We start from the raw sequence: 14,383 nt of genomic DNA, 5'->3' as shown, positions 1-14,383 counted from the left end.
ATTATCCCCACTCTTTTTCTTGGGAATAATGGAAAATTTATGAAAAATGAAAGCTTTCTATTGGGTTTTGGACTCCTCCCAAAAAACATCCATTTCCGCCAAGGTCATATCCTTTATGGCCTTGCCCTGTTCCTTGGCCCTGTTTTCCAAATATTGAAATCGTTTTAAGAACTTCTTATTGGTACGTTCCAGGGCGTTTTCAGGATTTATGTTCAAAAAACGTGCATAATTTACCATAGAAAACAGCACATCCCCAAACTCGGACTCCATAGCGTCCCCATTGCCCTGCTTAACTTCATATTGAAATTCTTCCAATTCTTCCTGTACTTTTTCCCAAACCTGTTCCGGCTTTTCCCAGTCGAACCCCACTCCGGCCACCTTATCCTGTATACGGTTGGCCTTTACCAAGGCAGGGAGTCCATTGGGTACGCCTTCCAGAACACTTTTTTTACCCTCTTTTAGTTTTATTTTTTCCCAATTCTGCTTCACCTCCTCTTCATTTTCCACCACTACATCCCCATAGATATGAGGGTGCCTGTTAATGAGCTTATCACAGATTTGGTTGCTAACGTCGGCTATGTCGAAATGCCCGGTTTCGCTTCCTATTTTGGCATAAAAAACAATATGCAGGAGAACATCCCCCAATTCCTTTTTTATTTCCTCCAGATCATTTTCCAGAATCGCATCTCCCAATTCATAAGTTTCCTCAATGGTCAGGTGCCGTAGTGTTTGCATGGTCTGCTTTTTATCCCAAGGACATTGGGCCCGCAATTCATCCATTATTGTAAGCAGCCTATCAAAGGCTTTTAATTGGGATTCCCGAGAGTTCATAAGCTTCGCTTTTGGGCAAAAATACGAAGTCTATATGGTTCCAACTATGGCTTGTTCCGAGTTTTTTAGCTAACTTTAGTACCTTGGTTAAACGACCCGGCCGATTATGGACCATAAAAAAATTATTTTGCTAACTGTCGCGATAGGCACCGTACTTATGTCATGGGCAATTCAACGGAATATTGGAATATTCCAAGGCCATGGAGATATTGGCGCAGTAAAGCATAAGGGGTCCCTTCAATTCAACCCCACCGATAGTTCATATACCATTTCCGCTAGCGGGACCAATATGTGGTCCAATAACGATCAGCTGCATTATGTGTGGAAAAAAATGTCCGGGGATGTTGCCCTAGCAGCCGATATTGAATGGTTGGGCAAAGGGGTGGATCCACATAGAAAGGCCTGTTTGATTATCCGCCAAAGTTTGGATCCCGGCTCGGCCTATGCCGATGTGGCCGTTCATGGCGATGGCATGACCGCTATACAATATCGGGAAACGGATGGGGATATCACGCGGGAACTGAAGTCGAACATCAAATCCCCACAACGGATCCGAATTGATAAGGTGGGCGACTATCTCTATATGTCCCTTGCCAAAGTTGGGGGAGAATTAATAGCGTCCGGCGGAGCCATTAAAGTGCCGTTTAAAGCGCCCTTCTATGTAGGGCTTGGTGTTTGTTCCCATAACAACGAGGTTGTGGAAACTGCCAAATTCACCAAAGTAGTATTGGAAAATTTAGAAGCAAAGCCTGACTCGCTTAAAAAATTGGAAAGTACCCTCGAAATTATTCCCATAGCCACCTGGGACAGACAGATAATCCTCCATTCCAAAAATCGTTTGGAAGCACCAAATTGGACAATGGACGGTAAAAAGTTGCTATACAATAGCACAGGGCAACTATACCAAATTCCTGTAGAAGGGGGCAATCCCGAACTTATCCCCACAGATTTTGCGAAAAAAATCAACAATGACCACGGCATTTCACCAGATGGCAAGATGTTGGTCATAAGTGATGGAACAGAGATAGGAAGGTCATTGATCTATACCCTTCCCATTGAAGGCGGGGTACCCAAAAAAATAACTCCCACAGGACCTTCCTACTGGCACGGATGGTCCCCGGATGGCAGCACATTGGCCTATTGCGCAGAGCGAAATGGGAACTACGATATTTATACCATTCCCGTTAATGGAGGGGAGGAAACCAGATTGACCACCGCCGAAGGAAATGATGACGGACCGGATTACTCTCCCGATGGAAAATACATCTACTTTAATTCTTCCCGAAGTGGTACCATGCAGCTATGGCGTATGAAGACCAACGGAAGCGATCAGGAACAGCTCACCACGGATAAGTACCATGATTGGTTTCCACATCCATCCCCTGATGGAAAATGGTTGGTCTATATTTCCTTTGAACCGGATATTCCAGCAGATTTGCATCCCCCAAATAAAGACGTAATGCTCCGATTGATGGATCTTGAGACCAAGGAAATCAGGACCATAGCCAAATTGTTCGGAGGGCAGGGAACCATAAACGTACCCTCATGGTCTCCCGATAGCAGCCGTTTGGCGTTCGTGAGCTATCGACTAAAATAAAAATCAATGACCCCTTTGATAATTATAAACCAACAAGTAGAATAACACCTAAAATGACATCAAGAAAAATAGTATTACTTACTTTATTTTTATTCCTTTTTGGAATACTGCCCGCTCAGAACGTACTGCAAAAGGCCAATGATTTTATTAACAGCCTATCTGAAGAAATAAAGGCCAAGACCCTATTTTCCTTAGAGGATACGGAACGCCTTAATATGAATTACGTACCTATTTCAAGGGAAGGTGCCACCTTCCATGATTTTAACGAGGTACAAAAAAAGGCTGCGCTGGACCTGCTTAGGGCCTCCCTGAGCGAGGAAGGTTTTCGCAAGTCCCAGGAAATTATGGAATTGGAAAAAGTGCTGCGGATCATAGAAAATAATGATGCCGATAAAATGCCCGATGGTAGGCCCAGACGTGATCCGCTAAATTATCACTTTTGTATTTTTGGCAATCCCTCCAAGGACCAAGCCTGGGGATGGCGATTTGAAGGCCACCATCTTTCCTTAAATTTCACCTCCACCGATGGAATTATAAGTTCTGCTACCCCTACTTTTTTTGGGACCAACCCAGGCATTGTAAGAAGTACGGAATACAAGGGCAGGGAAGTATTGAGGAAAGAAGCGCAATTAGGGTTTTCACTGCTGCACTCCATGACCGGGGAACAATTAAAGACTGTAATATTTACAGATGTCGCCCCTCACGATATCGTTACTACGACCAAAAGAAAGGTAGGGGCATTGGAGTCCTTGGGAATCCCCTATACGGACCTGTCCCAAAATCAGAAAAAGATCTTTATGGAACTTCTGGACCTGTACATCAACAATTACGAGCATGGATTTGCCGAAGAATTTAGGGATAAAATACACAAAGCGGGTATAGACCGCTTAAAATTTGCTTGGGCCGGAAGCATGCAGCCCGGAAAAGGACATTATTTCCGGATTCAGGGCCCTATGTTGCTCATTGAATATGACAACACCCAGAACGATGCCAACCATGTACATACCGTAGTAAGGGATCTGACCAATGATTACGGGGAGGATGTATTAAAGGCCCACTATGAAAAAGATCACAAATAAGTATACCAATGGATACAATTTGGATATAAATCAATTTGAAAATGAGTCAGTTTGAAAATGTGGCGATCGGAAAATTTATACTGAATAATTACTTCATCAAACCATAAACCAAGAGAACCAATGCGTATTAAATCCAATCTGTCATTGATCACCGTTTTCACTGGTATGATGCTACTTTTTCTTTCCTGTAAATCCCTTCCCACTGCCCTGATCGCCAAGAACGCAAAAGTACAATTGGTAGCGGCAGATTATGCTTTTACCGAAGGCCCGGCCATGGCCCCCAATGGGGATGTGTTCTTTACGGACCAACCCAACGATCGTATACTAAAATGGTCCGCCAAGGATAATACCGTATCTGTTTATATGGAACCTTCTGGAAGGGCCAACGGACTCTATTTTGACCAAGAAGGCCATCTTTTGGCCTGTGCCGATGAAAAAAATCAACTGTGGCGAATAGATTCCCAAAAAAATGTAACCGTTCTGATCGATGATTTTGAAGGCAAAAAATTAAATGGGCCCAACGACCTTTGGGTAGACCCCAAGGGAGGTATTTACTTTACCGACCCATTCTATAAAAGATCGTATTGGGCCAGGACAGAACAGGATTTGGAAAAAGAAAATGTGTATTATCTACCGCAAGGGAAACAGGATGTAGTCATCATGGCAAATGATTATGTAAGGCCAAATGGCATTATTGGTAATAAGGACGGCTCCTTATTGTACGTCTCGGACATAGGCGATAAAAAAACCTATTCGTATACCATAAATCCCGATGCCAGTCTTGGTAATAAGACCCTATTTGCCAATATGGGATCTGACGGAATGACTATGGACGACCAAGGCAATGTTTATCTTACTGGGGATGGCGTTACCATCTTTAATCCCAAAGGGGAACAAATACTTCATATTCCTATAGACCAGAAGTGGACGGCCAATGTTACCTTTGGAGGCAAAGACCAGCAGACCCTTTTCATTACGGCCATGAATTCTTTGTATACCCTGGAGATGAAGGTAAAGGGAGTTAGGTAATATAGTAGGTCCGTAAGGGTTTTCCATTGAGGCTAATTTCTTACATTGTAAATGGTATTGACAAAAAATAACAGATAATGCCAAGGAAGACGTAATTTTACCGTTAGCGAACAACCCATGTTCCAGGTCGAAAATTATTTGTCGGCAACATTTAAAGTTTTATTTTACACCTTTAATTTAACAACATTGAAAAAACTCACTTTTGTATTCCTTTGTTTGACTTTCCTTAGTTATGGCCAAGAAGCCCCGGCCTTTCGGAAGGAGGTGATGGCCATACAGAAAAAGTACGATTCCCTTTGGGATTCCTCCAAGGAAACTATAGTATTTACAGGTAGTTCCAGTATCAGAATGTGGAAAAATTTGGAAGCCATGTTTCCTGATCACCAAATTATCAACTCGGGTTTTGGAGGATCCCAATCTTCCGATCTTTACCGGTACCATAACGAGCTCATACTGCAATATAACCCAAAAAAAGTATTTATCTACGAGGGTGATAATGATATTGCCTCCAAGAAAAGAACCAAAGATATAATAGCGACCACTCGCCAAATAATAGATAAAATAAGGGAAAAAGATAACGGAACCCAAGTGGTGATAATTGCAGCAAAACCAAGTATCGCCAGATGGCATTTAAAAAGAAAATACAAAAGATTGAACAGACAGTTTAAACAACTTTGCAAAAAGGACACTTCCTTGGAGTTTGCCAATGTATGGGATGTGATGATGGATGGTAAACAGCTAAGAAAGGACATCTTTTTAAATGATGGGCTCCACATGAACTATAAAGGATACAACCTTTGGTATTTGGCCATAGAACCCTTTATGAATTGAAGCTAAAAATAGGAACTAACAAGTAATATCAATACAATCCATCCATCCACATGAAAAAATCAATTCTTTTTAAATCATTGTTAGTATTTACCGCCTTTGTCGCTTTCATAGCTTGTCAACAGGAAAAAAAGAAAGTCATCAATTTTCCGGCAACCGACCTGACCAAGGAAAATTTAATTCCAAAACCTTTAAAGATAACGCCTACCAACAGCGCCTTTGGTCTGGATAAAAACACCATCATCTATACCTCTGAAAATGCTGCGGGCTTTGCTGAGGTTGGTGAATTTCTATCCGAAAAGATAAAATGGCAGATCAATTTGGACCTGCCCGTAAATTCAACAAACAAGGCTACCTCTCAACGGATCATTTTTATAAATCAGTCAGACAGCACCTCTTTTTCATCCAAGGAAGGTTACGGCCTGTACATAACCCAAGACTCCATTATCCTTAATGCAAAAACGGCCGAAGGGGCCTTTAGGGGGATACAGACCATAAGGCAAATTATTCCGGAGACCAGTAATGATACCCTATCCGAAAATAAAATGTGGTTGATTCCTACCGGAAAGATAACAGACCATCCCAATTTTGAATATAGGGGGGCCATGTTGGATGTTGCCCGTCACTTCTTTAGCGTAGAAGATGTTAAGAAGTATATAGACATTTTGGCCTATTACAAAATTAATACCCTACACCTGCACCTTGCAGATGATCAGGGCTGGAGAATAGAAATTAAATCATGGCCCAAGCTTACAGAAATTGGGGGAAGTTCAGAAGTTGGTGGTGGCCCAGGTGGTTTTTATACCCAAGAGGATTATAAGGATATAGTAGCCTATGCCGCCAAACATTTTATCACCATAGTTCCTGAAATAGATATGCCCGGGCATACCAATGCCGCATCGGTTTCGTATCCCATATTGAACGGAAACGGAAAAACACCTAAAATTTATACCGGAACGGAAGTTGGGTTTAGCACCTTCGACACACGTAAGGATACGGTATATGCCTTTATAGATGATGTTGTTAGGGAAATATCGGCCATTACGCCAGGACCATATTTCCATGCCGGTGGTGATGAAAGCCATGTTACCAAGAAAAAGGATTTTATCCATTTTGTTTCCAAAGTGGACAAAATTGTTAAGAAGTACGGTAAAATAATGATAGGATGGGATGAAATTGTGCACGCCGATATAGATACCACTGCCATTGCCCAGTTTTGGTCCAATGAAGAAAATGCCAAATTGGCTGTGGAAAAGGGGCTCAAAATTATATTGTCCCCAGGCAAAAAGGCCTATTTGGATATGCAGTATGACAGCCTTTCCAAACACGGACTTCATTGGGCGGGGTATATTCCTGTGGATACAGGATATGTCTGGACACCTGAAAGATATGTACAGGGAATAAATAAGGATCATATTTTGGGGGTTGAAGCCCCATTATGGTCGGAGACCATTAGCAGTATGGACGAGTTGGAATATTTGGCATTTCCCAGGATGATCGGTTATTCCGAACTTAGCTGGAGCACAGAAGAAAATAGGAGTTGGGAAAATTACAAGCTAAGGTTGGGCAACCAGGCACCCTATTTGGATAAAATGAATGTAAAGTACTACCCTTCGGAACTCATTGATTGGAAAAAAAGCAAGTACACCTACAAAACCATCGATAAGGACTGATTTTGGATAAGGAGGCGAAACGAAGGCTAGATAATAGATACTAGATGTTAGATTTTAGAATTGAGATACTAGAATTGAGATGCTTGAATGGAGATACTAGATGCTAGATATTAGTTACTAGATGTTAGAATTGAGATGTTTAGATACAACTTTTAACATTTAACATTGCAACTTTCAACACTGCAACTTTTAACATTGCAACTTTCAACATTGCAACTTTCAACATTGCAACTTTGAAATTTAACGTATTGGATGTTAGAATCTTCTTTGAGTACATCGTATTGAGTATTGGAATTAATTGGTCTTCACAGTAGACAGTGGCAGGATCACAATTAACGGTTAGAGCCAATAAAAGCTCCTTCCACTGGAAAGGGGAAGGTGGCTTCGACGTAGGAGAAGACGGAAGGGGTGGAAGTTGCAAGTTTCAATGTTCAAATGGAGTTGGCAGTTAACAGTGACAGTCCTCCCCCCAACCCCCTCCCAAGGAGGGGGAGTTAAAGGGTAGAAAAAATTTAATACCATAATTAAAAAACGGAGGGGATAGAAGTTACAAAGTTTAAAGTTAAGGGATTGAGGGTAGTCGAAGCCACTTAGTAGATGTTAGGTATTAGAGACATACATCTTTAAGATTGTACGGGATACTTGTCTTTTTTTGGGTTGTTCCCCTCACAAATTGGCCACCTATCTTCTGGTACAATGTTCTTCATCATCTACTACAGCTTTGCTAAATACTGTTTTCTATAAATGGTTGAATCATTAGGGGCGGAACCTATATATTTTCGATATCCAGATCCTCCGCAACATTAACGGCATAAACAATACAAGACCGCTTTTCTTATGTAGATATTTATTCTGACAAAAAATCATTGGTTTCCAACATAAAATAAATTGCCGCCTACAGTTAATCATCCGAGATTTCATCCCAACCTTATGATTATTATTTTTGAAATAAAAATACCCTTCAAGATGGATACTCAGAATATATCCGACTTTTTTACCCACCCAAACAAATCGATCCTCAGGGTTTGCAGTACATTTTCAAAAAATGGCCCCTAAGCCCGTTGGCCCTTCGGATAGCTTTGATCAAACCATAGGATATTTATCGATAAAAGGGAAACAGAGCAAAGAATAACCACAACACCGATTCCATTCACACATAAGCCATTCTCTATGAAATACCATTACAGCCTTTTGCTCCCATTGATTTTTCTTTTTCAAGCCTGTTCGTCCGATGATAGCCCAAATGATGAAAATACTTCAAAGTACTATTTCCGTTATAAGTTGGATGGTACACAAATAGATTATCCCTTTAAACCAGAGACACAGATCAACCTTACGGGTATTTATGAATACGATTCCAATAGCGAATCTTATGGCATGCAGGTATTCGGTGCTGCAAATATTCTAGATTCGGGCCAAACCAACAGATTGGTCATATATATAGGCAATAGTGCCGAAGTTACGACCAATATTACCTACACCAACATTGAGGCCCCGGATAGCACCGTCCCGGACCTCATTTTTTCAATGGGATATACGGATATGGTGAAGACCATGTTTGTTACAAGTAAAAACATTATCTCGACCCAACTTTACAAGAATGCAAAAATAAGATATGACAAGATTTCTGAAGACAACATACAGGGTACATTTTCAGGTATACTTTCAAATTACGATACAAGTACAGGACAACCCATCCTCACCAAAGAGGTCATAATAACCGATGGGGAATTTAATGTTCCCAGATATTGAACGTATTAAAGTCCTATTTTAAAATTCTTCATACCGACAGAAATCGAAGATTCAATAACAAAAAATCCGGGGATAAATGTTTAAGGGCATATTACATCCCCTTTACAAAAAAGCCTGTACCCTCCCAGCGGAAGTACAGGCTTTATCTTAGTGGTATACTTACAATATTATCAAATCTTCAAATTATCAAATCTTCAAATCGACAAAGTTTCAAATTGTAACATTAGCCCATTGTTACATTGCTAAATTGCTACATTAATAAAACACTATTTCCATTCAAAATCACCCTTATCAATTGTCCAGTCATTTCCGAAGAACCCAGCGCATTTAATGGCAGAAGTTCCGTTCACCAAAACAGTTTCGTCAAAGAGCAATACATCCGGAAAGGTGGTTCCGTTCACTAAATAATGGTTGGCATAGGCCGCTTTCATTCCCTTCTCCCCCGTTGCCGATACAACTCCAACACTGGCAATATCACTATCGGTCCTGGGAAATATAAAATAAAGCCCCCAATTGCCTCCGGACAGACTTCTGTTTCCAAAATTCAATGTATTGTCCGATACTTGGACCGGACTATTTTTCAATAGTTTGTCCCATGCCGCATTATTGGACCTGTTACCATAAACAATAACATTTTGGTCGGGATAGTCCTTAGGGGAAAAGTTGGTATCCGCCACCAATTCAATGTTCCCATTGGCCTTGTACCAGAAGGTATCGGCATCAAACCTGGCCTTATTGTAATACCAATCGTTCTCCGCCTTGGAACCTTTGGTTGCATATACGAACACCACATCATTTCTAAAGGCATCCTTGAACCCTCCATATCTATGGGGACCTTTTTCTTCCAAAGACGGTTTGGACACCATATTCCACTCCCCATCCCTTTCCTTAAAAAAAGTATCCCCCCTTGATGGGATTTTGATCTCCTTACCATTAAGCTCGATACTATTGATTTCTTCAGGCAATTGAGAAAAATCCACCTCCAACAAGGACACATTTTTGGTGTCGATTTTAAAAATGGTATCCCAGGAAAAATCAAAGGAACTAATTTCAAAAGGTATTTGTTGCTGATGGATGGAGATAAAATGTGAAGACGAAGAAACTCCGGGGGATCCTGTACTGAACTCCAATTTTTTTATATCCTTTACCTCGGGAATCGTCCGTTTCTTAAAAAGATTGAAAATGGGTTCCCAATCCACACTGTGGTCGCCATACCAATGCGTACCGCCGGGATACTCGTAATAAGTAAAATCCGGATGAAATTTCCCCAATCGCTCCCTCATGTCACGGGCTATATAGGTAGGAACCACATTATCCTTTTCGCCGTGCAGTACATATACTCCATGATGCAGATAATTTCGGATCAATTTTAGGGTTCTGCTCGGATTCCCCGCTCTTTCGACCATTTTTTCAACTGCCGTGGGTACATGCTCCTGGGTTAGGCGTTCGAACATTTTAGGGCCAATCCCGTACCGCATTCGTTGTTCCTCTGTCATTTCCTGAAGTCTTTTGGACCTACTTCCACGGTACAATAACAGATCGGGGTATCCGGCACATGGTGCTATGGCTGCAAAATGGTCCGGATATGTGGCACCTAAATACCATGTACCATGCCCGCCCATGGAATGCCCTGTTAGATAAATTTTGCTATTGTCCGGTTTATATATCCGTTTGCTGTCCGCCAGTACTTCCAAGGCGTCCAATCTTCCCCAATCCTCCCAAGCAAATCCAAAGGGCCTCCTATTGGTTGGTGCAACCAAGTTGCCCCAATCCTTTTGTTTATAGGCATTTGCCTGGTTTACGGCCTCTACCGAAGCTCCATGAACCGAAAGGAAAAGGGCTCCGCCCTCGGTTTGCCCATTTTTGTCCGGCGCAACGCTGTAATACTGAACACTTTTATCTATATCGCTTATAAATGTTCTTTTGTGGTGCTTATTCTTCGATTTTATGTTTAAAGTTAAGGTTTCGTTAGCCACCTGCACTCCGTTACTTTGTAACAATCGGAGATCAACATTCACTTTTTCTAGAGAAGTATCCAAGGTGGACGAGGGAATGGAAAATGGAATCTTAGAGATCGATAAAGGCGGAATATCGGTAACTTTTGTTGTAAGCTCCCTGCCGTTGACGGTAGCCTGAATAGCGTATTTCCTGATCCACCTATCGGAAGCGTTGACAACTCTTATGGCTGCCATATATTCCATATTCTCCCCTGTTAAAAGATCGGGAACCGTTACATCACGGGTAGTAAATTGAACCTCGGCCTTAGGCTCCAGCAACCGTGCCCGGATCCTTGGGAAACGTCCGACCTTTAAAACAAAAATATTATTCCCCTTTTGCAACTTCAAAGGGATAAGGTTCCAGCCAAAATCATAGTGGTCGCCCTCATATGGGTAACCGTTAAGGGAAGCCAAAGAATGTCCGGAAGCTTCGAACAAAACCGTTTTTTCAGAAACTGATTTATAGTTAAGGTATACGTAGCCCGACCTGAGGTCCCTGCCCGAAAAACTGTTGGTACTGTCAACCGCTATGGCGTTCCATTTTAATTCCTTTCCAAAGGGATCTATATCAAAAACTTCACCCTCCCTTACCTGGACATCGGGATTCATCAGAAACTTGTCAAAAACAGGGTCTTCAGGAAATGAGGAGGATTCAAACCCGAAACTTGGAATGGTCAAGGCCAGGGCCTTGTTAAATATATGGATTACCTTTCCTTCATGGATGTCCTCCACTTTTTCCTTGCCAAAATATTCCACGATATTTCCGGTACGTTGTTGCCCGATAAGTGCAATGGGAAGGACCATGAACATTAATAAAACAGCAGCGCTTTTTTTGTATAATTTAGCCATAATAAAACTGAATAATGAATTGGAATTTTAATTTCCACAATTTGTAGGCCGCTGCCCAACAATTTAGACCAACAACACAAACCCGAAGCCAAATGGGGAATAATTTTATCAAAGGGCCATTACTACGAAAGATATGGACCCAAAAAAACCTTCGAAAACGAAGGTTCTATAATTTGTAAATAAATTAATATTGTATCTATTTTGTTTCCTTGGAAGCCTCTTCTTTTTCCTCCTCATCCTCGAACTCCGTTATACCATGCTCATGCAATAAATTATACCATTGGATAATCTTTTTAATATCACTGGCATAGACCCTATCTTCATCATAATTGGGAAGTACCTCAAACAAATATTCCTCCAATTTTATCTTATCCTCCTTATGGTTCACAGAGGTTTTTCCACCATCTTCCTTTTCCTTGATCTTTTCGAACACCACTTTCAACGGCACTTCCTCTTCCAATGTATAGATGGCAATCTCGGACAGGACACTAACACTGTTCTTAAAACTTACGGTAACTTTTTTACCATCCAATAAGGATTCGGCTACAAATCCCGAACGCGTCTGCGTCAATAATTTAAAAAGTCCAGGCTTACCTGCAATCGATAATATTTTATTTAAACCCATCTGTTATTTTAGTTTCAATGGCAAATATGCTACTTTTTGTTTATAATAGAAATAGTTTTAACGTGCTTTTTTCATGTTGGGAAAGCGCATTCTGTATTCCACCTTTATCTTTCCCTTGGAAATATTGGCCAACTTACCTTTTAAAAGGCGTTTTTTTAGGGTAGATAATTTATCGGTGAACAAGATTCCCTCTATATGGTCATATTCATGTTGGATGACCCTGGCCAAAAGACCATTAAAGGTTTCCGTGTAGGATTTAAAATTCTCATCCATATAGGTTAAGGTAATAGTATCCTTTCTTAAAACGTCTTCCCGTACATCGGGTATACTGAGGCATCCTTCGTTAAAGGCCCATTCAGTTCCGGTTTCTTCCTCTATACGTGCATTGACAAACACTTTCTTAAAACTTTTTAATGTATTTTGCTCGTCTTCCGAAAGCTCTTCATCATCACCAAATGGAGTGGTATCCACTAAAAACAACCTAATGGGCAGCCCAATTTGGGGTGCGGCCAGACCTACACCATTGGCATTGTACATGGTCTCCCACATATTGGCCAACAGTTCTTCAAATTTTGGAAAATCCTTGTCTATATCATCCGCTACTTTCCTAAGTACCGGGTCTCCATAAGCAACTATAGGTAATATCATACTACTGTTTTCTATTTAAATACGCCTGAAGGATTATTGTGGCGCTAATTTCATCGACCAAGGCCTTATTCCTTCTTTGTTTTTTATTAAGGCCACTATCTATCATAGTTTGAAATGCCATTTTAGAAGTAAAGCGCTCGTCCTGTCGCTCTACCGGTATCTTTGGAAAAACACCCTCCAAAGTCCTCAAAAAAGGTTTGATCAATTCCTCGGATTCGGATGGAAGATTGTTCATTTGCTTTGGTTCCCCGACCACAAATTTTTCTACCTTCTCCTCTTGGACAAACTTCCTTAGAAAATTCAAAAGTTCCTTTGTATCAACAGTAGTAAGGCCAGAGGCAATTATTTGCAATTCGTCGGTTACGGCAATCCCCGTTCGAACCTTACCATAATCCAATGCTACAATCCTTCCCACACATTTTTTTGGCAAAAATAAAGGATAAATTGTTATAAGTGCAAAAACAAAAGGTTAATTAGCTGCTAGCCCTTATATTTGCCAAAATATGAATTCTTAAAGATGAAACGAGCGGTTATATGCGCCCCGCTTTTTATAATTCATTTATTATACAATAATTACAAAATATTAAACCCGTGAAAGAACTAAGAAACACAATAGAAACCGCTTGGGAGAACCGAGATCTACTTAAAGAAATACCAACGCAAACCGCCATACGGGAGGTCATCGATCTTTTGGATAACGGCAAACTGCGCTGTGCAGAACCGACCACGGATGGATGGCAGATCAATGAATGGGTAAAAAAGGCAGTGGTACTATATTTTCCGATACAAAAAATGGAAACCCTGGAGGCGGGTATCTTTGAATATCACGATAAAATGCCCCTTAAAAGAGGTTATGCCGAAAAAGGAATTCGAGTTGTCCCCAATGCGGTCGCCAGACACGGATCCTATATTTCCGCAGGTACTATTTTAATGCCCAGTTATGTAAATATTGGTGCCTACGTGGATGAAGGTACCATGGTAGACACTTGGGCTACCGTTGGCAGTTGCGCACAAATTGGAAAGAATGTCCACCTCAGTGGTGGAGTAGGAATTGGCGGGGTCTTGGAGCCTTTACAGGCCGCCCCTGTTATTATTGAGGACAATGCCTTTATTGGATCCAGATGTATTGTTGTGGAAGGGGTACGGGTAGAAAGAGAGGCCGTGTTGGGAGCAAATGTAGTACTTACGGGCTCTACAAAAATTATAGATGTTACGGGCGAGAGACCTGTGGAGAGAAAAGGTTTGGTACCTGCAAGATCTGTTGTAATACCGGGAAGTTATACCAAAAAATTTCCGGCTGGCGACTACCAGGTGCCTTGTGCCTTGATCATTGGGACCAGAAAAGAGAGTACCAACAAAAAAACATCCCTAAACGATGCCCTAAGGGAATACGATGTTGCGGTTTAAATGCCAAAGAATTGGGAACATTCCAGTAGATTCTTGGAACAGCATTGTTAATGACAGGGAAAATATGG

12 protein-coding genes are annotated in these 14,383 nt (G+C 41.2%); 7 read left to right on the top strand and 5 right to left on the bottom strand.

Annotation, left to right across the window (positions count from 1 at the left end; genetic code table 11):
- Positions 1-57: 57 nt before the first annotated feature.
- Positions 58-831 carry a nucleoside triphosphate pyrophosphohydrolase gene (gene mazG, locus D0S24_RS18650; RefSeq protein ID WP_117021344.1) on the bottom strand — a complete coding sequence of 258 codons (774 nt, stop codon included), beginning with the start codon at positions 829-831 and terminating at the stop codon, positions 58-60.
- 106 nt (positions 832-937) lie between these two features.
- Between mazG and D0S24_RS18645 the strand changes: the two genes are divergently transcribed.
- From D0S24_RS18645 to D0S24_RS18615, 6 genes are all read left to right on the top strand, one after another.
- Positions 938-2,428 carry a DUF5050 domain-containing protein gene (locus D0S24_RS18645; RefSeq protein WP_117021343.1) on the top strand — a complete coding sequence of 497 codons (1,491 nt, stop codon included), beginning with the start codon at positions 938-940 and terminating at the stop codon, positions 2,426-2,428.
- A gap of 53 nt (positions 2,429-2,481) precedes the next feature.
- Positions 2,482-3,507: a DUF3500 domain-containing protein gene (locus D0S24_RS18640; RefSeq protein WP_117021342.1), complete on the top strand. Its 1,026-nt coding sequence runs from the start codon at positions 2,482-2,484 to the stop codon at positions 3,505-3,507.
- Positions 3,508-3,627: 120 nt separating this feature from the next.
- A complete protein-coding gene (locus D0S24_RS18635) occupies positions 3,628-4,536 on the top strand; it encodes an SMP-30/gluconolactonase/LRE family protein (protein ID WP_220377791.1) in 909 nt (302 codons plus the stop codon).
- 186 nt (positions 4,537-4,722) lie between these two features.
- Positions 4,723-5,367, top strand: a complete 645-nt coding sequence (locus D0S24_RS18630; RefSeq protein ID WP_251795833.1) for a GDSL-type esterase/lipase family protein — start codon at positions 4,723-4,725, stop codon at positions 5,365-5,367.
- A gap of 50 nt (positions 5,368-5,417) precedes the next feature.
- Entirely contained in the window at positions 5,418-7,037 is a 1,620-nt protein-coding gene (locus D0S24_RS18625) for a family 20 glycosylhydrolase (RefSeq protein ID WP_117021340.1), read from the top strand.
- Between the two features lie 1,170 nt (positions 7,038-8,207).
- Entirely contained in the window at positions 8,208-8,789 is a 582-nt protein-coding gene (locus D0S24_RS18615) for a hypothetical protein (RefSeq protein WP_147321480.1), read from the top strand.
- A gap of 266 nt (positions 8,790-9,055) precedes the next feature.
- Here the strand turns inward: D0S24_RS18615 and D0S24_RS18610 are convergent, their stop codons facing one another.
- The 4 genes from D0S24_RS18610 to ruvX form a co-directional block, all read right to left on the bottom strand.
- Entirely contained in the window at positions 9,056-11,635 is a 2,580-nt protein-coding gene (locus D0S24_RS18610; RefSeq protein ID WP_251795832.1) for a prolyl oligopeptidase family serine peptidase, read from the bottom strand.
- Between the two features lie 196 nt (positions 11,636-11,831).
- Entirely contained in the window at positions 11,832-12,260 is a 429-nt protein-coding gene (locus tag D0S24_RS18605) for a DUF5606 domain-containing protein (RefSeq protein WP_117021336.1), read from the bottom strand.
- Positions 12,261-12,317: 57 nt separating this feature from the next.
- Positions 12,318-12,908: a peptide deformylase gene (gene def / locus D0S24_RS18600; RefSeq protein ID WP_117021335.1), complete on the bottom strand. Its 591-nt coding sequence runs from the start codon at positions 12,906-12,908 to the stop codon at positions 12,318-12,320.
- 1 nt (position 12,909) lies between these two features.
- A complete protein-coding gene (gene ruvX, locus D0S24_RS18595) occupies positions 12,910-13,323 on the bottom strand; it encodes a Holliday junction resolvase RuvX (RefSeq protein WP_117021395.1) in 414 nt (137 codons plus the stop codon).
- Positions 13,324-13,499: 176 nt separating this feature from the next.
- On the opposite strand from ruvX, the gene D0S24_RS18590 reads away from it, so the two are divergent.
- A complete protein-coding gene (locus tag D0S24_RS18590; RefSeq protein ID WP_117021334.1) occupies positions 13,500-14,315 on the top strand; it encodes a 2,3,4,5-tetrahydropyridine-2,6-dicarboxylate N-succinyltransferase in 816 nt (271 codons plus the stop codon).
- The last annotated feature ends 68 nt before the right edge of the window (positions 14,316-14,383 follow it).

The organism is Arenibacter sp. P308M17 (assembly GCF_003426735.1).
Taxonomy (GTDB): Bacteria; Bacteroidota; Bacteroidia; order Flavobacteriales; family Flavobacteriaceae; genus Arenibacter.
The sequence above is the reverse complement of the archived record's forward strand: the minus strand, read 5'-3'. Positions and strand labels throughout refer to the sequence as shown.

Excerpts from the sequence above, each read along its gene's own strand:
- D0S24_RS18635 (WP_220377791.1), top strand. The coding sequence starts at position 3,628 with ATGCGTATTAAATCCAATCTGTCATTGATCACCGTTTTCACTGGTATG.
- def (WP_117021335.1), bottom strand. The coding sequence starts at position 12,908 with ATGATATTACCTATAGTTGCTTATGGAGACCCGGTACTTAGGAAAGTA.
- D0S24_RS18625 (WP_117021340.1), top strand. The coding sequence starts at position 5,418 with ATGAAAAAATCAATTCTTTTTAAATCATTGTTAGTATTTACCGCCTTT.
- D0S24_RS18605 (WP_117021336.1), bottom strand. The coding sequence starts at position 12,260 with ATGGGTTTAAATAAAATATTATCGATTGCAGGTAAGCCTGGACTTTTT.
- mazG (WP_117021344.1), bottom strand. The coding sequence starts at position 831 with ATGAACTCTCGGGAATCCCAATTAAAAGCCTTTGATAGGCTGCTTACA.
- D0S24_RS18645 (WP_117021343.1), top strand. The coding sequence starts at position 938 with ATGGACCATAAAAAAATTATTTTGCTAACTGTCGCGATAGGCACCGTA.
- D0S24_RS18610 (WP_251795832.1), bottom strand. The coding sequence starts at position 11,635 with ATGGCTAAATTATACAAAAAAAGCGCTGCTGTTTTATTAATGTTCATG.
- D0S24_RS18640 (WP_117021342.1), top strand. The coding sequence starts at position 2,482 with ATGACATCAAGAAAAATAGTATTACTTACTTTATTTTTATTCCTTTTT.
- D0S24_RS18615 (WP_147321480.1), top strand. The coding sequence starts at position 8,208 with ATGAAATACCATTACAGCCTTTTGCTCCCATTGATTTTTCTTTTTCAA.